This window comes from Acidovorax sp. 107 (assembly GCF_003058055.1).
Taxonomy (GTDB): Bacteria; Pseudomonadota; Gammaproteobacteria; order Burkholderiales; family Burkholderiaceae_C; genus Acidovorax.
The window spans coordinates 2,434,724-2,455,033 of the sequence record NZ_QBTZ01000001.1 but is presented as its reverse complement, the minus strand read 5'-3'; the positions used below and the strand labels follow the sequence as shown (position 1 = coordinate 2,455,033).

The window sequence follows — 20,310 nt, the reverse complement described above, 5'->3', positions numbered from 1 at the left end:
ACCGTTTATGTTCTCTGCTCAAGACATGTCTACGACCAGCTCCCAAGGCGTTTTCTGCCAGGCTTGCACTTCTTCGCGCAAAAGGTGGGCGGACTGAGGGTAGGCCAAGGCCCAGCCGGGGCGGGCGCTGGCCTGAAACCGCTGTCTGTCCTGGCGCAGCGACAGCCCTTTGGTATCGGGGTCGCGGCGCGCGTGGCACAGGGCCACCGCCAGGCGCAAACACAACAGCTGCAGCACAAAAATGGGGTCGTCCAGTTCCACACCCAGCTTGCGCACCTTGCCTCGCTGCCCCTGTACCAGCACTCCCAGGCGGTGCAGTTCTGGCACGGCAAATCCGGCAGCATCGGTGTTGTCGAGAATGTAGGCGCCGTGGCGGTGGTAGTCGCTGTGTGAAATGCGGCAGCCAATTTCGTGCAGCCGGGCGGCCCAGTCCAGCTTGCGGCTGGCACGTTCGCTTCCGGGAGGCGCGGCCTGGTCAAACAATGCACAAGCGGTACGTGCCACGCGGTCTGCATGCTCCATGTCCACGCCAAACCGTTGCATCAAACCCTGGACCGTGGTGGTGCGAAGGTCGGTGCCGGGCTGCTCTCGGTCCAGCAGGTCGTACAGGGCTCCTTGGCGCAGCGCCCCTTGTGCGACCTGCATTTCCTGGATGCCCAGCAGGTCAAATATGGCGCGCAGTACGCTGATGCCACCGCCAATGACCGCACGGCGCTCCTCCTTGAGTCCTTCCAGGCGCAGGCGGTCTGCACTTTGCGCGCGCAGCAGACGTTCGTGCAGCCAGTTCAGCCCATCCTGGGTGATCAGCCCCTGCGGCCCCCCGGCAGCGGCCAGAATGTCACCGACAGCTCCTGCCGTACCCGACGACCCATAGGCTACGTCCCAGGCATCGGGGCGAAAGGTTTCCAGCGCCTCGTCCAGCACCGCCTTGGCGGCGATCTCGGCAGCCAAGAACGCCTGGGCAGAGAACTCACCATTGGCAAAGTAGCGCTGCGACCACGCGACGCTGCCAACGCGGAAAGAGGCCACCGCATGGGGTGTGAATTGCTGGCCCAGGATCAGTTCGGTGGACCGTCCTCCGATATCCACTACCAGGCGACGCTCGTCCGATTGGGGCAGCAACCGGGCCACGCCCTGGTAGATCAAACGCGCCTCTTCGGGACCAGATACCACGTCGATGGGGTAGCCGAGTACCTCACTACCGCGTGACAGGAATTCTTCGCGGTTGCGTGCCTCGCGCAACGTCTGGGTCGCCACAGCACGCACCTGGGCGCGGGGAAAACCCGCCAGGCGTTCGCCGAAGCGCGCCAGACAGGCCCAGCCGCGCTCCATGGCGTCGCGGGTAAGGTTGCGATCCTCATCGAGTCCGTTGCCTTGGCGCACAGTTTCCTTCAGGTATTCCACCCTTTGGACGTGTCCAAACTCATAGCGCCCGATCTCCAGACGAAAACTATTGGAGCCGAGGTCGACCGCGGCGAGGCGTGTGCCGTTCTGCATTGTTGATAAGTTGGGAGCTGCGTGCGGCATCGTACCGCGATGCGCCGAAACCACCCAGGCTTGGCCGGGTAGGGCCGCAGCGGGCGGTCGGGAGTATTGCAGGGGGAGTGTGAATGGCTTGTGTGACAAAACGGTGAAGCCGCAGGAGACGCGTCACCGTATTTGTGGCAGTGGTCGAAAGGGGGGTGGATTTGTGTCACTGAATTGTCACGATCGCCCCCTAAAGTTCGTGGTGTTCCTGTTAACCCCTGCCGAAAGGTATCTCATGAAACGCGTATTTCTCAAAACCGTCGCAGTCGCATTGGCCTCCCTGGCGGTGGGCAATGCCTTTGCGGCGGACATCACCGGCGCCGGCGCTACGTTCCCGTTCCCGATGTATGCCAAGTGGGCTGAAGCCTACAAGAAGGAAACTGGCGTGGGTCTGAACTATCAGTCCATCGGTTCTTCGGGTGGTATCCGCCAGATCCGAGCGAAGACCGTGGCTTTTGGTGCTACTGATGCTCCCCTGTCCGGCGCTGAGCTGGAAAAAGATGGCATGGTGCAGTTTCCTGCCATCATTGGCGGCACGGTGCCTGTGGTGAATCTGGATGGCTTCAAGCCCGGCGAACTGCGCGTGACCGGCCCTGTGCTGGCCGAAATGTACCTGGGCAAGATCACCAAGTGGAACGATGCCAAGCTGGCAGCCCTGAACCCCGGCAAGACTCTGCCCGACCAGAACATCACCATCGTGCACCGCGCCGATGGCTCTGGCACCACTTTCAACTGGACCGACTATCTGAGCTCCGTCAGCAAGGAGTGGGCTGATACGGTGGGCAAGGGTGCTGCGGTGAAGTGGCCTGCTCAGTCTTCCGTGGGCGGCAAGGGCAACGAAGGCGTTGCGGCCAATGTGACGCGTGTGAAGGGTGCCCTGGGCTACGTGGAGTACGCCTACGTCAAGAAGAACAACATGACGTTCCTGCAACTGCAGAACGCCGATGGCAAGTATGTGGCCCCTGACGACGCCACCTTTGCCGCGGCGGCTGCCAGCGCTGACTGGTTCAGTGTGCCTGGCATGGGTATTTCGATGGTGAACGCCAAGGGCGCCAACAGCTGGCCCGTGAGCACAGCATCCTTCATCCTCATGTACGCCGACCCCGCAGACAAGGCCCAGTCGGCCGAAGTTCTGAAGTTCTTTGACTGGGCCTTCAAGAACGGCAAGACCATGGCGGCTGACCTGGACTACGTTCCGCTGCCTGACACCCTGACGGCACAGATCCGCTCCAAGGTCTGGTCGCAAATCAAGAAGTAAAGCGGTTTGCCCCAGAATAGTGCCCATCGGCCGGCTGGTCTGGCCGATGGGCACTGGTTTGTGGGGTCTCCAGAAGCCAGATGGGAGTCAACATGAGCGTGGGAACCACCATGAGTTCGCAACCCGTGTCCGTCAAGAAGACGGACGCCCCCACACCGTCCATGGTGTCGATTGCCAAGCGGCAGCGGCTGCAGGACATCGTTTTCCATCGGCTGACCCAGAGTCTGTCGCTGCTGGTGCTCGCGGCGCTGCTGGGCATCATCGTCTCGCTGTTCGTCTACGCGTGGCCGGCTTTTCACAAGTTCGGCGTGCAGTTCATCTGGCGCGCTGAATGGGACATCGTCAATGAAGAATTCGGTGCAGCGATTGCCATCGTTGGCACCCTTGCCAGCGCGGGCATTGCACTGCTGATTGCAGTGCCGCTCGCGTTTGGTATTGCGCTTTTCCTGACCGAAACCTGCCCCGTATGGCTGCGCCGCCCGCTCGGCACCGCGGTGGAATTACTGGCGGCTGTGCCGTCCATCATCTACGGCATGTTCGGCCTGTTCGTGTTTGCGCCGCTGTTTGCAGACCATTTTCAGGTGCCTGTGCAAAAACTGCTCGGCTCCATGCCGCTGATCGGCTTCCTCTTTGGCGGCAGTACCAACGGCTTTGGCATCTTGGCCGCGGGCATCGTGCTGGCCTTCATGGTGTTGCCCTTTGTGGCCGCCGTGATGCGCGATGTGTTCGAGATCGTTCCGCCCATCCTGCGCGAGTCTGCCTACGGCCTGGGGTGCACAACCTGGGAGGTGGTGCGCCGCGTGGTGCTGCCATACACCCAGAAGGGCGTCATTGGTGGGGTCATGCTGGGCCTGGGCCGAGCGTTGGGAGAGACCATGGCCGTCACCTTCGTGATCGGCAATGCCAACCGCATGCCGACGTCGCTCTTCTCACCCGGAACCTCCATTGCATCCACGCTGGCCAACGAGTTTGGCGAAGCGGCAGATTTTCATCTGTCCACGCTGTTCGCGCTGGGCTTCCTGCTGTTTGTGATCACGTTCGTGGTGCTGTCCGCCGCCAAGATCATGCTGCTGCGTGCCGAGAAAGCCAAGGGCCTGTAAGCCCTGTTCCAGCCCCAGTCCATCCTCCGAGACAAGCTCCATGGAATTCAATCAACAACTCTACAAAAAGCGCCAGCGCTCCAATGCCATCGGCCTGACCCTATCCCTGGGTGCCATGGCGTTGGGCCTGTTCGTGCTGCTCTGGATCCTGAGCGTGCTGCTGTCCAACGGCTTTGCCGCGCTGGACTGGAACATGTTCACACAGTCCACGCCGGCGCCCGGCTCCGAAGGTGGTGGCCTGGCCAACGCCATTGTGGGGAGCCTGCTGATGGTCGGCTTCACCGTGCTGGTGTCCACCCCCATTGGTGTGCTGGCCGGTGTGTATCTGGCCGAGTATGGAGACCAGAGCAAGACCGCCGAGCTCACGCGTTTTGTGACAGACATCATGCTGTCGGCACCCTCCATCGTGCTGGGCCTGTTTGTGTATGCCATCGCGGTTGCCACCGTGGGCAACTTTTCGGGCTGGGCTGGCAGCCTGGCGCTGTCGCTCATCGCTGTGCCCGTGGTCGTGCGCACCACCGAGAACATGCTGCGCCTGGTCCCTGGCAGCCTGCGCGAAGCGGCCTTCGCCCTGGGAGCGCCGCGCTGGAAGGTGTCCACCATGGTCACCCTGCGCGCTGCGCGCAGCGGTGTGATGACCGGCCTGTTGCTGGCGGTGGCCCGCATCAGCGGCGAGACCGCGCCCCTGTTGTTCACCGCACTCAATAACCAGTTCTTCAGCACCAACATGAATGCGCCCATGGCCAACCTGCCGGTCGTGATCTTTCAGTTTGCCCTGAGCCCTTATGAGAACTGGGTGCGCCTGGCCTGGGGCGGTGCACTGCTCATCACGTTGTCGGTGCTGATTCTCAACGTCGTGGCGCGGGTTTTCCTGCGCGAAAAGAACCGCGTGTGATCCGGCAGCCATCCCCGCTGCAGACACCGACCAGATCGCCTCCATTTCCAGGATTTGACAATGAACGCCACTGCTACCGCCAACGCCAGCAAGAACGCGCTGGAGCTGCGTAACCTGAGCTTCTTCTACGGCAAGTTCCAAGGCCTGCGCAACGTGAGCCTGAACATTGCCGAGCACAAGGTCACGGCCTTCATCGGCCCCTCGGGCTGCGGCAAGTCCACGCTGCTGCGCACGCTCAACCGCATGTACAGCCTGTATCCCGGCCAGCGTGCCGAAGGCTCCATCAGTTTCTACGGTCAGGACATCCTGGACCCCAAGCAGGACATCAACCTGCTGCGCGCCCGCATCGGCATGGTGTTCCAGAAGCCCACGCCGTTCCCCATGTCCATCTACGACAACATCGCGTTTGGTGTAAAGCTGTATGAGACGCTGAGCAAGAGCGAGATGGACGACCGCGTGGAATGGGCGCTGTCCAAGGCGGCGCTGTGGACCGAAGTGAAGGACAAGCTGCACCAGAGCGGGCTGTCCCTGTCCGGCGGCCAGCAGCAGCGCCTGTGCATTGCGCGCAGCGTGGCGGTGAAGCCCTCGGTGCTGCTGCTGGACGAGCCCACCTCGGCGCTGGACCCGTTGTCCACCGCCAAGATCGAAGAGCTGATCGATGAGCTCAAGCACGACTACACGATCGCCATCGTGACCCACAACATGCAGCAGGCCGCCCGCTGCAGCGACTACACCGCCTACATGTACCTCGGCGAAATGATCGAGTTCGGTGCCACCGAGCAGATCTTCTTCAAGCCCGAGCGCAAGGAAACCGAAGACTACATCACCGGCCGTTTCGGCTAAGGAGACAGCAGATGCCCGATAAACATCTTTCGTCCCAGTTCGACAGCGAACTCAACAGCGTCTCTGCCCGCGTCATGGAAATGGGCGGCCTGGTGGAGTCGCAGATCCGCCAGGCGGTCTACGCGTTGTCCCAGTTCAGTCTGGAAGCCGTGGAGACGGTGGCCTCGATGGAGACCCGCATCAATGCGATGGAGGTCGATATCGATCAGGAGCTGTCTTCCATCATCGCCCGCAGGCAGCCCACGGCGCGCGACCTGCGCCTGCTGCTGGCCTTCTCCAAGGCCACGGCCAACCTGGAGCGCATGGGCGACGAGGCCAACAAGATGGCGCGCATGGTGCGCTCCATCATTGAGGGGGGTGCACCGCGCTCCCTGCCGTCGAGCGATCTGCGTGTGGCGGCCGAGCTGGCCTCGGGCCAGCTGCGCAAGACGCTGGATGCGTTCGCGCGACTGGACGTGAAGGCGGCGGTGGCCATCCTCAAGGAGGACGACCTCATCGACAAGGAGTTCGACGGCTTTGTGCGCAAGCTCATTACCTACATGATGGAAGACCCCCGCACTATCTCGCCCAGCCTGGACCTGTTGTTCCTCGCCAAGGCCATCGAGCGCATTGGTGACCACTCCAAGAATGTGGCCGAACTCATCATCTATCTGGTCAAGGGCAAGGACGTGCGCCACACGGCCCTCGACGAGATCGAGTCGGCGGTGCTTTAAGTACGGGACGCTGGATTCACCATGAGAAAGCTTCCCCGTGTCCTCATCGTTGAGGACGAACCCGCGATTGCCGAGCTGATTGCCGTCAACCTGCGTCACAACGGTTTCCAGCCCTTCTGGGCAGAAGACGGCGACAGCGCGCAACGCGAACTGGATGCCGTGCTGCCTGACGTGATCCTGCTGGACTGGATGCTGCCAGGGCAAAGTGGCCTGTCGCTGGCGCGCAAGTGGCGTGCGGACAGCCGCACCAAACCGATCCCCATCCTGATGCTCACTGCACGGGGTGATGAGCCTGACAAGGTGGCGGGGTTGGATGCGGGCGCCGACGACTACATTACCAAGCCCTTCTCCACGCAAGAGCTGCTCGCCCGCATCCGCGCCGTGCTGCGCCGCCGTGCACCCGAGCAGGTGAGCGACAGCGTGACCATTGGTGAACTGGTGCTGGACGCAGCGACCTACCGCGTCACCTTCCAGGGCCAGTCCCTGAAGGTGGGGCCGACAGAGTTCAAGCTGCTGCATTTCTTGATGAAGCATGCCGAGCGCGTGCACAGCCGATCGCAGTTGCTCGACAAGGTGTGGGGCGACCATGTCTTCATCGAGGAGCGTACGGTGGACGTGCATGTGAAGCGCCTGCGCGAGGCCTTGGGCGCGGCGTCCGTGATGGTGGAAACCGTGCGTGGCGCGGGCTACCGGCTCACGGCGCAGCCGCAGGTGCCGCTGTCGGCCTGATGGAGTCAGTGGTCTGCCGCTGGCCTGTGGGCGGTGCTGCAGGCCACTCAGACCGCTGAGATCTGACAGGCAGTGCCAGTGGCGATCGATGGAGTGATGAATCAGTGGGCGCGCGTGTCGCGCCCCTGGTGTTTCTGAGAAGGCTTTGCAATCCGCATGCTGTGGCGTATTTCGTTTTTCCTGCTGTGGCAGTTGGCGGGTGGTGGCCTGGGGTGGTGGCAAGGCGGGCCCTGGGGCGCCGCGCTGGGGGCCGCCATTGCTGCCTGGGCGTGGTTTGTCTGGGACGTGCTGCGCGGCGTGCGGGTGCTGCGCTGGTTGCGTACCGGCGACCTGGCAGCGGTGCCGTCCATGCGTGGCATCTGGGGCGAGGCAGCGGACCGTGCGCGGCGTCTGCTGCGCAAGCAGGAGGCGCAGATTCGGGACAGCCAGGACCGGCTGCAGGAGATCCTGGCCGCCCTGCAGGCCTCCCCCAACGGTGTGGTGCTGCTGGATGCACAGGGCCGCATCGAATGGTGCAACCAGATGGCGGCCAACCAGTTTGGCTTTGACGCGCAGCGCGACGTCATGCAGTCCATCGGCAACTTGCTGCGCAACCCTGAGTTCACGGCTTACTTCGCCGCCAAGGACTTCACCAGCGACGTCGTGCTGGAAGGGCGGTTGAGCACGCCGTCACGGCCCGTGCGCATTTCGGTGCACCTGCACCCGTATGGCGATGGACGCACGCTGCTGCTGTCGCGCGATGTCACGGCGCTGGAGCAGGCCGACGCCATGCGGCGCGACTTCGTGGCCAATGTATCGCACGAAATCCGTACGCCGCTCACGGTACTGACCGGTTTTGTGGAAACCCTGCAGACCCTGCCGTTGAGTGCCGAGGAGCGGTCGCGCTACCTGGGCATGATGGCGCAGCAGGCGCAGCGCATGCAGAGCGTGGTGCAGGATCTGCTGACGCTGTCGCGCCTGGAAGGCAGTCCGCTGCCTGGCATGGCGGAGTGGACGCCGGTGCAGTCGCTGTTGCAACGCTGTGAAGAGGAGGGGCGGGCCCTGTCGGTGCTGCTCACGCAGAACCAGCAGCGTCCGCATGCGATGCACTTTCCCGCTGCCGATAGACTGCGGGCCGAGGGCGATATTGCTGGCGTGCCGGCGGAGCTGCAAAGTGCCCTGTCCAACCTGGTCAACAACGCTGTGCGCTACACCCCCGGAGGAGGCTCCATCGACGTGCAGTGGCTGCGCAAGGATGACGGCAGCGCGGTGTTCTCTGTGCACGACACCGGCCCCGGTATCGCGCCGGAACACATCCCACGCCTGACGGAACGGTTTTACCGGGTGGATCGCAGCCGTTCGCGCGAGACCGGGGGCACAGGTCTGGGCCTGGCCATCGTCAAGCATGTGCTGCAGCGCCATGGCGCCACGCTGGACATCAGCAGCACCCTGGGCAAGGGCTCGGTGTTTTCAGTCACCTTTCCGGCCAATCGCTTGCGTGGCTTTGCCCTGCCGGGCTGATGGCGCGCCAGAGCATGGCGGCAAACAGCAAGGCGGTCACGGCGAGTGCTGCCGCACTGGCGACCCAGAACGGGGTGGGAGACGCCACGCCCGACCAGGGCCCGCTACCACCATACGCCAGCCAATAGCCGCCCGCCAGGCCTGCACCCCACAGCAGCGCGCAGTACACCACCAGTGGCGCCAGCGTGATGCGATAGCAGCGCAGCACAAACACACACAGCGTTTGCACGGCGTCGGCAGCGTGGTAAGCCGCCACCCAGACCAGGGCTGCGCCGGCCACTGCTGCCACGCTGGCGTTGTCGGTGTAAATCTGGCTGATCGGGTGTCTTGCTATTAATAATATAGCTGCCAAGGTAAATCCGACTAGCGCTGCCAGCGAAAAACCCATCAAAACCACCTGGCGCGCACGCAGGGGCTCTTGTGCGCCCAGCCAGTAGCTCACGCGTGCACTGGTGGCAATGGACAGTGACAGCGGCACCATGTAGAGCACGGCGGCGATGTTGGCGGCAATCTGGTGGGCCGCGGCCGACGTGGTGCCTTGGCGCGCGATGAACAAGGCCATCAGGGTGAAGGAGGTGACCTCCACCATCACGGCCAGGCCCGCCGGAATGCCCAGCCTGGCAAAGCCCGCAATGGTGGGCCAGTGGGGCGGCTCCATGCGACGCCACAAGCCTAGGGGGGTGTAGATGTCCTGCGTGCGCAGCAGCCACACGGCCAAGGCCAGCATGCTGCAGTTGACGGCCAGCGTGGCCCAGGCGCAGCCCACCACGCCCAGTGCGGGCAGGCCCCCTCCACCAAAGGTGAACCACACCGACAGCGGCAGCTTGATGAACAGCGAGCCCACCTGCAACCAGGTGACCAGGCGCGGATGGCCCAGGGCCTGGTTGAGGGTGCTGTAGATCCGAAACAACAGGGAGGGCGGCAAGGCCAGCGCCAGCACCGCCAAGTAGTTTTCGACCTGGGGGCGGAGCGCAGGCGGTACCTCCGTCCAGCGCAGCAGCGCACCCGGTGACAGTAGCACCGCCATGCCTAGCACCGAGGCCGCAGCACACAGGTACAAGGCTTGCCGCAGCGACCGCCCCACGGCCTCGGGTTGCTGCGCACCGCGCAGTTCGGCCCACACGGGCAGCAAGGCCTGCAAAACACCGATGAGCGCGACATACACGCTGATGAAGATCGCAGAACCCACCGACAGCGCTGCCAGCGACGATTCGCTGTAGCGCCCCGCGACAATGGTGTCCGTCACCCCGAACGCCATCACGGCCAGTTGCCCCGCCAGCACGGTCACAGCGTGCCGGGCGATGGTGGACAGCTCCGACATCAGCGTGCCGGGGCTGCGCGATGGAACAGCAGCAGGTTCTCGTTCTTGTCGGTGGGGCGTGGCAGGGTGGCCCGAAGCACCCAAAGGTCTGCGCGGACCATGCGCTCCGACGCGGGCCAGGAGGCGCTGTCCACCAGCATCCACAGGCATTCATCCTGCAGGCCGGCGCGTTGCAGCGACAACTGCCCATGGAACTGCAAGGCCGCCACCTGGGCACGGTTCAACCCCACGGTCTGAATGCACCCTGGCGCTGGACCCAGGGCCGCCACCACACTGCGCACCTGCGGGCCGTAGCTGCGCGCGTAGTCCAACAAGGGCAGCCACAGGGTCATCAGCAAAAGCCAGCCCAGAGCAGCGCCGCCAGCGGGTAGCACCAGGCTCTTCCAGATGGGGGCGCGGTTGCGGGACGCGCGCCACCACACCAGACCGCACCACCCCAGGGTGGCAGCCACAGCCACCAGCAGCGCCAGCGCCGAGAACTGGGATGCGAACCCCGGCGCCAGCCTGGCCACGTTGGCCGCGGGCTTGGCCGGTACGCCGGTCTGCATGGCGATCCAGATCACCCAGATCGTCAGGGCCGACGCCGTGAAGAACAGCAGCGTGAACCAGTCAATCAGCGCCCCCACGCTGCGGCGCAGCGTCGGCAAGGCGAACGCCGCCAGTGCGGCCATGGCGGGCAGGCCTAGCAACAAGGCGCGATCGGCTGGCTGGGTGGTGATGGTGGCGCCAATGGACACCAGGGTGAACCACAGGGGCAGCAGTAGATGCCGTTGGCCGGGGCGGCTGAAGATTTGCTGCCGCCAGCGCCACAAGGTCCACAACGCGAGCGGCCAGGCCGGCCAGCCAAACCACAGCAGCAGCCGAGCCAGACTCAGCCAGTCCTTGCCGGCACCATCAAAACCCACAATTCGCCAGCGCCACAGGTCCAGCCCCTGCGCCAAGACGGCCGTCGCTAGAGTGGCAGCGGCGAGCGCTGCGGCCCAGCGCCAGCGGTGGTCGCTGTTGCCTGAGGGCGCAAAAACCGTGAGCACCATGCCGCCCAGGCCCAGCATCGCGGTCAGGGCTGGGGCGCCGGACAACGTGAGCCCTGCCATGCCCAGAATAAGCGCCACCGCAGGCGCCACCGCGCGGTGCGGCATGGCCGCCACCGCAAAAAACAGCAGCGCGGTGCAACTGAGCTGCGCCAGATAGCTTGTCACCTCGTGCGACAGCTGCGCCAGGCCCAGGCAGGCGATCAGTGCCAGCAAAGCACCATCGGCAATGGCGCGTGCGTAGTCCAGAGGAGGAGCCTCGCCGCCAAAGGCGAACGCTACCGGTTGGGCTCCGGGGCTGCGGGCCAGGTAGTACACGCCGTACCAGGTGGCAACCAGCGTGACGACCAAGAGGGCAATGAACGGTATGCGGGCCGCCATCTCGACCGACAGCCACGCAGGTGCCATCTGCACGGCCCAGGCCCCCAGCCAGTAGGGCAGCAGCCCTTCGGTTTCGGGGGGCATGCCGCCGAGCAACGGGCTGAGCCAAGGGGTACGCCCCTGGGCCAGCTCCAGCATGTAGCCAAAGGCGGTGACGTCTGCATTCTTCCAGGGGTCGCGGCCGACAAAGCCGGGCATCACATAGGCAATGCAGAGCAGCAGCAGCGCCCAGCGGGGCAGCGGGCTGACGGCATTCTGGGTAACGATGGCGGGGGTGGGTGGAGTCACGCGGCAGTGGGCGGCAGGGCGAAGGAGCCACCGAGAATAAAGGCAAAACCCATGAAAAAAGGCAGCCCGGTTGCCCGGGCTGCCTTTTTGGCGGGAACGCAGGGGCGAATTACTTCGCTGCGGTCTTGCCGAAACGGTTGCGGAAGCGCTCCACGCGGCCACCCATGTTGTCCACGGACTTTTGCGTACCCGTGTAGAAGGGGTGCGACTCAGAAGAGGTATCCAGCTTGAACAGCGGGTATTCCTTGCCTTCGTGGGTTTCGGTTTCCTTGGTGTTCACGCACGAGCGGGTCACGAACTTGAAGCCGTTGGACAGGTCCACGAACAGGACTTCGCGGTAGTTGGGGTGAATGCCTTCTTTCATGATCAATCCTTGTCAAGTGCGGGAGCCGTGCTGGACCCGGTGCAACCTTTGCGCCGTGGAACATCCAGCGTACTTTCCGCAGAAAAAGCTCTCTATTATGGCACAGGGCAAATGGGTGTCTTTTTCAACGTCGCTGCGTGCCCGTCACAACGGTAGATACCGACACCGCTCAAGCCCAGCGCCTCCAGTGAAACTGGCTCCGCCGGGCCACGGGTGGCGTCCCCCTGGGGAAAGCGCCCAAGGCGACTCAGGAGGGCTTACCCACCCCTTCGCATCATGTCGAAGAAGTCCACATTGGTCTTGGTGGCCTTCATGTTCTTGATCATGAGTTCCATCGACTCTATCTCGTCCATGTTGTACATGAACTGGCGCAGGATGCGGGTCTTCTGCAGGATCTCCGGCGCCAGCAGCAGCTCTTCACGGCGCGTGCCGCTCTTGTTGAGCTCGATGGCGGGGAACACACGCTTTTCGTACAGGCGGCGGTTCAGGTGGATTTCGCAGTTGCCCGTGCCCTTGAATTCTTCAAAGATCACTTCGTCCATGCGGCTGCCGGTGTCCACCAGCGCGGTGGCGATGATGGTGAGCGAGCCACCTTCCTCGACCTTGCGGGCGGCTCCAAAGAAGCGCTTGGGGCGCTGCAGCGCGGCGGCATCCACACCGCCGGACAGCACCTTGCCGCTCGACGGCACGACGTTGTTGTACGCGCGGGCCAGGCGGGTGATGGAGTCCAGCAGGATCACCACGTCCTTCTTCAATTCGACCAAGCGCTTGGCGCGCTCAATCACCATCTCGGCCACGTGCACGTGGCGGGCGGCAGGCTCGTCGAAGGTGGAGGCAATGATTTCGCCCTTGACCGTGCGCTGCATTTCGGTCACTTCTTCAGGGCGCTCGTCCACCAGCAGCACCATCAGGTGCACGTCGGGATTGTTGGCCGTGATCGCGTGGGCGATGTGCTGCATCATCACCGTCTTGCCGCTCTTGGGCGGCGCGACGATCAGCGCGCGCTGGCCGCGGCCAATGGGCGCGATGATGTCGATGATGCGGCCGGTGATGTTCTCTTCGCTCTTGACGTCGCGTTCCAAGCGCATCTGTTCCTTGGGGAACAGGGGTGTCAGGTTTTCGAACATCACCTTGTGCTTGTTCTGCTCGGGTGGGCCGTCGTTGACCTTGTCGAGCTTGGTCAGCGCAAAGTAGCGCTCGCCGTCCTTGGGCGTGCGCACTTCGCCTTCGATCATGTCGCCGGTGTGCAGGTTGAAGCGACGCACCTGGCTGGGGCTGATGTAGATATCGTCCGTGCTTGCGGTGAAGCTCGTGTCGGGACTGCGCAGAAAGCCGAAGCCATCGGGCAGGATTTCCAGCACGCCGTCTGCAAACACCTGCTCACCCGCCTTGGCTCGCTTCTTGATGATGGCAAACATCAACTCCTGCTTGCGCATGCGGCCGGTGTTTTCGATTTCGAGTTCTTCGGCCTGCTTCAGGACTTCAGACACATGCAGTGCCTTGAGTTCGTTTAAGTGCATGGATTGACTCCTTGGCGGAGCTGGTATGAATCTTGGGGGAGGTGGGCTGATGCCGAATGGGCTGCTGTTTGCAGGTCCGGCTCGCCAGGGATCTTGGTCCGGCTGCCAATGCATGCAGCCCGGTGATCTGGGGGAATTATGACAGGAAAAAATGCGGGGGCTTCAGGGGCGCAAGGCGCAGACTCACGCGGCTGCCGACTTGTTGTTTCCCCGCGGATCTATCGCTCAACAAAAAAGCCCCAGCGGTATTCTTACCGTGGGGCTTGGGGAAGGGGGTCAGGCCAGTTGTTGGTCGATGAAGGCGGTCAACTGGGCCTTGCTCATCGCGCCGACCTTGGTGGCAGCCAGTTGGCCATCCTTGAACAGCATGAGGGTGGGGATGCCACGGATGCCGAACTTGGCGGGGATCTCGCGGTTCTCGTCCACGTTCATCTTGGCGATCTGCAGCTTGCCCTGGTAGGTGCCTGCGACTTCGTCCAGGATGGGGGCAATCATCTTGCAGGGGCCGCACCACTCGGCCCAGTAGTCCACCAGCACAGCGGAGCCGGGTTGGAGCACGTCGGCTTCGAAGCTGGCGTCAGAGACATGTTTGATGAGTTCGCTGGCCATGGCGGAATTCCTTGATTTTGGGCGGGTTGCGACCGGTGTACGTTTAAAGTCTGGGCATTGTGACAGAAACCAATCCCACGTTCACCGGTGTGGCCGGGTCTTGCGACGCTATGACAGTCATAGCGAAAAGCGATCAGCCTGGTGGGTTTTCCTCCGCCAGCGCGGTCCTGTGGCAACGTGCGCTGGCCCAAGTGGCCGCACATGCCAAGGCCCATGGCGCCCATCTGGCGCGTACGGTGGTACTGGTGCCCTATGCCCAGTTGATGCCCTGGGCGCAACGCCTTTGGGCCCAACAGGTGCCGCAGGGCTTTGCACCGCGCTTCGAAACCACCCGCAACTGGGCCCACCAGTTGCAGTCTTTTGAGCCCCAAGGGGACGATCTGGCCGGCGACGTGGGCCGTGACACCTTGACGGCCCGCGCCCTGCTGGATCGCGTGGGGCAGGGTGCCCAGCGCGAAATGCTGGCCACGCCCCTGCAGGAAGCCGCTGCCCAACTGGCTCCGGTGGTCGCGGCAGTGCCCCCCGCACTTCGTGCGGCCTGGGGTGATGAGGCCCGCAAGCTGCTGACCCAGGCTGACGAAGGCACGGCCCTGCATTACGAAGCCCTGGTGGCGCGCCTGGCGCTGGAATGGGTGCTGGCGTCGCGCCATGCGACCGATGTATTGTTCGAGCCCGGCGTGCGCGCGGCAGTGGACGCGCTGGTGGTGCTGGAGGGGTTTCAACCCGACGCGCTGACCCGGTCCCTGCAGGCGCATTGGGGCCCCCAGGGCTTGTTTATCGCGTTGCCTGCCCTGATCGACGACGACCGCTCGTTGCCGAGGTGGGCCTTGCACGCTGCGACGGACGCAGAGGACGAGGCCCACCGCGCAGCGGCCTGTGTGCTGCGCCACATCGAGCAAGGCCGCGTGCCTGTGGCCCTGGCGGCCACGGACCGGGCGCTGATACGCCGGGTGCTGGCCCACCTGGACAGCAGTGGTGTGCTGGTGCGTGACGAGAGTGGCTGGATTCTCTCGACCACGCGTGCTGCGTCTCGCGTCATGGCCGCGCTGCAGGCCGCGGCGTGGAACGCCTCGTCCAATGAGGTGCTGGACTGGATCAAGCACACGCCTGCGTTGATGCCAAGTGAGGTGAATCGGCTGGAGCAATGGCTGCGCAAAGGCGTGGTGCAACACTGGAGCGCAGCAGCCGCGCGTGATCTGAGTGCCCAGCCCCACCTGGCCCGTACCGTGGCCAACGTCGAGGCCTGGCGCGACACCCTGCGCACCGCGCGCCCGCTGGCGCAGTGGCTGCCCGCCCTGCGCGCGGTGTTGGAGCAGGCGGGCCAATGGCAAGGCCTGCAGGCCGATCCCGCCGGTATGCGCGTACTGGCTGCACTGCGTTTGCAAGACGGCCAACAGGCTGAGCTGGACGGCTGGGGCGAGCGCGCGGGCCGCCGCATGACGCTGGCGGAATTCACCCGCTGGGTGAAAGACGTGCTGGAAGCCGGGCGCTACGTGGCCACACAGGCTGCCGATGCGCCGGTGGTTGTATTGCCCATGCCCCAATTGTTGGGGCGCCCCTTCGCGGCCGCCGTGCTGCCGGGCTGCGATGAAAAGCGCTTGCAAGCTGCGCCCGAACCTACCGGCGACTGGTCCCAAGCCCAGCGCGAAGCCTGGGGCCTGCCCACGCGCCAATCGCTGGAAGCCGCGCAGCGTGCCGCCTGGGCTTATGCCCTGCGTACCCCAGTGGTCGATGTGCTGTGGCGCACGGGCGACGAGGGCGGCGAGCCTCTGCTGGCCAGTGCCCTGGTGTTGGCGCTTCAACTGAAGGGCGTCGCCGTACCCGGCGTCGATGAACGCGCGGCACGCGCACTGGCCGCAGTGCCCACGCGGCGCCCCCTGCCCGTGGGCCAGGCCCTGCCAGTGGCGCAGCTGTCGTCCACCGCATATTCCGATCTGCGCCACTGCCCCTACCGCTTTTTCGCTCAGCGCCAACTGGGCCTGCGCGAGGCTGACGAGCTGGACGCCGCAGTGGACAAGCGTGACTTTGGCAACTGGCTGCACGCGGTACTGCAGCATTTTCATGAAGCCTTGCTGGCGGAGCCGACCGATGGTCTGGATGAGCGCCGCGTGCGCATGGACGCCGCCGCCGAGGCCGTCACCCGCGAGCAGCGTTTGCAAGACGGCGACTTCCTGCCCTTTGCCGCCGGCTGGGCACAACTGCGCGACGGCTATTTGCAGTGGCTGGCCGGGCACGAGCAGCAAGGCGCAATGTTCCGCCAGGCCGAGGTCAAGGCCCGCCAGCCGCTGGGCGACCTGGAGCTGATCGGCACCGTCGACCGCATCGACGGCGTCTCCAGTACCGGCGAGCCTTCGGTGCTGGTGATCGACTACAAGACCGAGAGCGACAGCGTCACCCGCCAGCGCATCAAGAGTGGCGCAGAAGACACCCAGTTGCCGTTCTACGCCGCCCTGCTGCACCACGACACGCTGCGCGCCGCCTATGTCAATGTGGGTGAGAGGGGCGAGACGCAACTGCACGAGCAGGACGAGGTGGTGCACCTGCGCGATGTACTCATCGAAGGCATACAGCACGACATGGCCCGCATCGCCGCCGGTGCGCCGCTGCCTGCGCTGGGCGAGGGCTCGGTGTGCGATTTTTGCGCCGTGCGCGGCCTGTGCCGCAAAGACTATTGGGCAGATGCCGAGCAGGCACTGCCCGCGCCAGAGACGCCATGACCGCCAGTAATTCCCCCGCCACCCAGGCCGCCTACGAACACAACGGCCGCCCCGTCTCGCGCGAGGCCTTCTACGCCATCGCCTGCGACCCTGCCCGCAGCGTGGCGGTGGAGGCTTGCGCGGGCGCGGGCAAGACCTGGATGCTGGTCTCGCGCATGCTGCGGGCGCTGCTCGATGGCTGTGCGCCGCATGAAATTCTGGCCATCACCTTCACCAAAAAAGCCGCGGGCGAAATGCGCCAGCGTCTGCAAGAGTGGCTGGAGCAGTTCAGCCACAAGCCGCTCGAAGAACTCACCGCCGAGCTGATTGCACGCGGAATCAGCCCCCAGGGCGCACTGGAAAAGCGCGAGGCGCTACAAAATTTATACCGCCAACTGCTCGAAGCTGGCCGCCCGGTGCAGATCCGCACCTTCCACAGCTGGTTTGCCGCGCTGCTGGGCACGGCCCCGTTGGCGCTGCTGCAGCAGCAAGGACTGCCCGCGCACTTTGAGCTGCTGGAAGACGATGCCGAGGCTGTGCGCGAGGTCTGGCCGCCGTTCCTGCAGACCGTGGCCGACAGCGCCAGCCTGCGTGCCGACTACGAGGCCGTAGTGGCCCGCCACGGCCGCTCGCAAACGCACAAAGCGCTGGCAGCGGCACTGGCCAAGCGGGTGGAGTTTGACCTGGCCGACGAGGCGGGCGTGGTCGATGCCTCGGTGCCGCCGTTCCAGCAGGCGTACCCCGAACTGGCTGCGCTGACGGAGTCCGCCGAGGCCCTGCAGACCGAGGCCGCCCAGCAACGTTGGCGTAACTGGGCCAGCGCCCTGGGAGCAGAGTCCAACAAGACTCCGCAAAAGGCGGCGGACGCCATCATCGACGCGCTGGCCTGCGCCGACCTGAACCAGCGCCTGGACATGCTGCGCAAAGCCATGTTCGTCGCAAAGGAAGACCGCCTGTCGAAGAACCTGGAGAAGTTCCCCGCCGCGCAAGAGGCCGAGCCCGAGCTGCAGCGCCTGCTCACTGCCCGCCGCCAGCACGAGGCCTGGCTGCACCAGCAGCGCATGGCCCGGCTGGCGCGCTGCCTGATTGCGCAATTCGTGGCGGTCAAGCAGCAGCACGGCTGGGTGGACATGAACGATGTGGAGCGCACGGCCTTGGTCATGCTGGCCGACCCGGTGCTCAGTGGCTGGGTGCAGGAGCGGCTGGACGCCCGCATCCGCCACCTGCTGGTGGATGAGTTCCAGGACACCAACCCGCTGCAGTGGCAGGCGCTGCACGCGTGGCTGGCGGGCTATGTAGGCTCGGGTGGTGGCTCTGCCGCGCCCAGCGTGTTCATCGTGGGCGACCCCAAGCAGAGCATCTACCGCTTTCGCCGCGCCGAGCCGCAGGTGTTCATTGCCGCGCAGGCCTTTGTGCGTGACGGGTTGGGCGGTGACCTGCTCAGCTGCGACCACACGCGCCGCAACGCGCAGGGCGTCATTGGCGCCGTCAACGCCGTCATGGGCCAAGCCCAGGCGCAGCACGAGACCAGCGGTTTTCGTGACCACACCACCGAATCCAAACACCCAGGCCAGCTGCTGCGCCTGCCCGCCATCGTCGATGCGGATGACGACAGCCAAGGCGCCGCGCGCGATCCCCTGGCCTGGCGCGACAGCCTGACCGAACCGCGCCACGAGGCCGAAGAAACCCAGCGCATGCGCGAATGCACCCAGGCCGCCGCCTGGGTGGCCGCGCAGATTGCCAGCGGTACGCCACCCAAAGAGGTGCTGGTGCTGGCCCGCAAGCGCGACCGCCTGGCCAGCATGCAAGAGGCCCTGCGCGCCCTGCACCTGCCCTGTGTGCAGCCCGAAAAAGCCGACCTGTTCGACGCACCCGAGGTGCAGGACATGGTGGCGCTGCTCGATGCGCTGGTCTCGCCCACGCACGACCTCTCGTTGGCCCGCGCGCTCAAGTCGCCGTTGTTTGGCCTCGGCGACGATGCGCTGGTGACCTTGGCGTTGCTGCGCCGCCAGCCTGAACATGCGGGTTGCAGTTGGTTTGATTTGCTATTGAAAAGTGAGCTGTTGGCGCATGAAAATCAGGCGCTTGGAGCCGTTTTGACCCAATATCAGAAGTGGGTGGGCAATTTACCGCCGCATGATGCCCTGCACGCCATCTACGAGCACGGCGATGTGCTGGCCCGCTTTGCTGCCGCAGCACCTGTCACCCAGCGTCAGTCCGTGCAGGCCAATCTGCGCGCACTGCTGGCGGCATCGCTGCAGCACGACGGGGGGCGTTACCTCACGCCCTATGCCTTTGTGCGGGCCATGAAAAAAGGCGGCGTGCGTGCCCCTGGCCGGGCCGATGCGCAGGCCATTCGCCTGCTGACAGTGCACGGCGCCAAGGGGCTGGAGGCCGACTGCGTGCTGCTGCTCGACACCGACACCCGCCCGCAGAAGGCCGAAACCATGGGCGTGCTGGTGGACTGGCCTGGCGAGCAAACTGTGCCCTCGGCCTTCGTCTTTCTGGCCAGCGAATCGAATCCGCCGCCCAGCGCAGAAGCCGCGCTGGCCGCCGAGCAGCAGGCCCGCAGCCGCGAGGAGCTGAACATGCTCTATGTGGCCATGACGCGCGCCAAGCATTGCCTGGCGCTGTCGTCGGTGCAACCCGGTAACTCGGCCCCAGGCAGTTGGTGGAACCGGCTCGCCCCGTTGGTGACCGAGGTGGATGTGCTGGCGCTTGCCTTGCCTCCCCAGGGGGTGGACGCCGCAGCACCCGCGCAAACCTTCACCATCCCCAGCCTGCCAGCGTTGCCCGAGGCACTGCAGAGCGCGCGCGTCCACACCGCTGTAGGGCTCGAAGGTGATGCCACCGTGGCCATGCCGGGCGATGCCGAATCGACCCCCTTGTCTCGCCAGGGCGACGCCATGCACCAGTTGTTGGAGCAGGCCGGCGTGGCCGGTGCCCCGCTGGCCGATCTGCGCGCGCACGGTTGGCCCGCCGTGCGCCTCGCCCGCCTGGCTGCGGACCACGACATCACCTCCGCCGCTGCCGAGCAGGCCGCCCGCATGGCGCAGGCCATTCTGGCGGGCGAGGGCGCGTGGGCGTGGGACCCGGCGCTGGTGCAAACCGCCATCAACGAGGCTCCACTGCATTACCAGGGCCAGAGCCTGCGCATCGACCGGCTGGTGCAGCGGCGCGCAGCGCACGCCGAGGATGCAGCAGCAGGCTGGTGGGTGCTGGACTACAAAAGCGCCGCCCAGCCCCAGCGTCAGCAGGCGCTGGTGGCACAGTTGCGACGTTACCGCGAAGCCGTACAGGCGCTGATGCCGGGCGAGGCGGTTCACGCTGCCTTCCTCACGGGTGACGGGCGTTGGGTCATGGTGGCCGATGCGCACGGCGCGGAAGGGGCATCCGCCGCCCAGGCCTCGGCCGTGGGGCATACTCTCGCCCCCGTTGCGCCGGTCGCCGCAGCACAGCCCGAGGGCCAGCGCGCCCAGACGGGGCCGGCGGATTCTCCGCAAGGCTCCTTGTTCTGAGTGGTCCGCCGGCACCA

15 protein-coding genes are annotated in these 20,310 nt (G+C 65.0%); 9 read left to right on the top strand and 6 right to left on the bottom strand.

All coding sequences use genetic code 11. The annotated features are described in order from the left end of the window. Positions 1-18 precede the first annotated feature (18 nt). Entirely contained in the window at positions 19-1,497 is a 1,479-nt protein-coding gene (locus C8C99_RS11505) for a Ppx/GppA phosphatase family protein (RefSeq protein ID WP_108625823.1), read from the bottom strand. Positions 1,498-1,762: 265 nt separating this feature from the next. On the opposite strand from C8C99_RS11505, the gene pstS reads away from it, so the two are divergent. From pstS to phoR, 7 genes are all read left to right on the top strand, one after another. Beyond that, positions 1,763-2,785 (top strand): phosphate ABC transporter substrate-binding protein PstS, encoded by a 1,023-nt coding sequence (gene pstS / locus C8C99_RS11500; RefSeq protein WP_108625822.1) that lies wholly within the window; start codon positions 1,763-1,765, stop codon positions 2,783-2,785. A gap of 110 nt (positions 2,786-2,895) precedes the next feature. After that, entirely contained in the window at positions 2,896-3,885 is a 990-nt protein-coding gene (gene pstC / locus C8C99_RS11495) for a phosphate ABC transporter permease subunit PstC (RefSeq protein WP_369818016.1), read from the top strand. Positions 3,886-3,925: 40 nt separating this feature from the next. Next, positions 3,926-4,780 (top strand): phosphate ABC transporter permease PstA, encoded by an 855-nt coding sequence (pstA, locus tag C8C99_RS11490; protein ID WP_056637940.1) that lies wholly within the window; start codon positions 3,926-3,928, stop codon positions 4,778-4,780. 60 nt (positions 4,781-4,840) lie between these two features. Further along, entirely contained in the window at positions 4,841-5,623 is a 783-nt protein-coding gene (gene pstB, locus C8C99_RS11485; protein ID WP_056637944.1) for a phosphate ABC transporter ATP-binding protein PstB, read from the top strand. Between the two features lie 11 nt (positions 5,624-5,634). Then, positions 5,635-6,336 carry a phosphate signaling complex protein PhoU gene (phoU, locus tag C8C99_RS11480; protein ID WP_056637947.1) on the top strand — a complete coding sequence of 234 codons (702 nt, stop codon included), beginning with the start codon at positions 5,635-5,637 and terminating at the stop codon, positions 6,334-6,336. A gap of 21 nt (positions 6,337-6,357) precedes the next feature. Continuing rightward, a complete protein-coding gene (phoB, locus tag C8C99_RS11475; RefSeq protein WP_056637950.1) occupies positions 6,358-7,065 on the top strand; it encodes a phosphate regulon transcriptional regulator PhoB in 708 nt (235 codons plus the stop codon). Positions 7,066-7,221: 156 nt separating this feature from the next. Next, positions 7,222-8,565, top strand: a complete 1,344-nt coding sequence (gene phoR / locus C8C99_RS11470) for a phosphate regulon sensor histidine kinase PhoR (protein WP_108625821.1) — start codon at positions 7,222-7,224, stop codon at positions 8,563-8,565. Here the strand turns inward: phoR and C8C99_RS11465 are convergent. From C8C99_RS11465 to trxA, 5 genes are all read right to left on the bottom strand, one after another. Then, the gene (locus C8C99_RS11465) at positions 8,519-9,886 is read right to left on the bottom strand and encodes an MATE family efflux transporter (RefSeq protein WP_056637956.1); all 1,368 of its coding nucleotides are present in this window, start codon (positions 9,884-9,886) and stop codon (positions 8,519-8,521) included. The genes phoR and C8C99_RS11465 overlap by 47 nt on opposite strands. After that, positions 9,886-11,586 carry a hypothetical protein gene (locus tag C8C99_RS11460; protein ID WP_108625820.1) on the bottom strand — a complete coding sequence of 567 codons (1,701 nt, stop codon included), beginning with the start codon at positions 11,584-11,586 and terminating at the stop codon, positions 9,886-9,888. The genes C8C99_RS11465 and C8C99_RS11460 overlap by 1 nt, the downstream gene beginning before the upstream one ends. A 109-nt stretch (positions 11,587-11,695) precedes the next feature. Further along, positions 11,696-11,950 (bottom strand): type B 50S ribosomal protein L31, encoded by a 255-nt coding sequence (locus C8C99_RS11455; protein WP_015013594.1) that lies wholly within the window; start codon positions 11,948-11,950, stop codon positions 11,696-11,698. Positions 11,951-12,207: 257 nt separating this feature from the next. Beyond that, positions 12,208-13,470 carry a transcription termination factor Rho gene (rho, locus tag C8C99_RS11450; RefSeq protein ID WP_056067265.1) on the bottom strand — a complete coding sequence of 421 codons (1,263 nt, stop codon included), beginning with the start codon at positions 13,468-13,470 and terminating at the stop codon, positions 12,208-12,210. Positions 13,471-13,746: 276 nt separating this feature from the next. Beyond that, positions 13,747-14,079: a thioredoxin TrxA gene (gene trxA, locus C8C99_RS11445; RefSeq protein ID WP_008906761.1), complete on the bottom strand. Its 333-nt coding sequence runs from the start codon at positions 14,077-14,079 to the stop codon at positions 13,747-13,749. Positions 14,080-14,189: 110 nt separating this feature from the next. Here trxA and C8C99_RS11440 point away from each other — a divergent pair, with 110 nt between their 5' ends. Together C8C99_RS11440 and C8C99_RS11435 are read left to right on the top strand one after the other, a co-directional pair. Next, the gene (locus C8C99_RS11440; protein WP_108625819.1) at positions 14,190-16,796 is read left to right on the top strand and encodes a PD-(D/E)XK nuclease family protein; all 2,607 of its coding nucleotides are present in this window, start codon (positions 14,190-14,192) and stop codon (positions 16,794-16,796) included. Continuing rightward, complete coding sequence (locus C8C99_RS11435) at positions 16,793-20,293, top strand: exodeoxyribonuclease V subunit beta (protein WP_108625818.1); 3,501 nt, start codon at positions 16,793-16,795, stop codon at positions 20,291-20,293. The genes C8C99_RS11440 and C8C99_RS11435 overlap by 4 nt, the downstream gene beginning before the upstream one ends. Positions 20,294-20,310 lie beyond the last annotated feature (17 nt).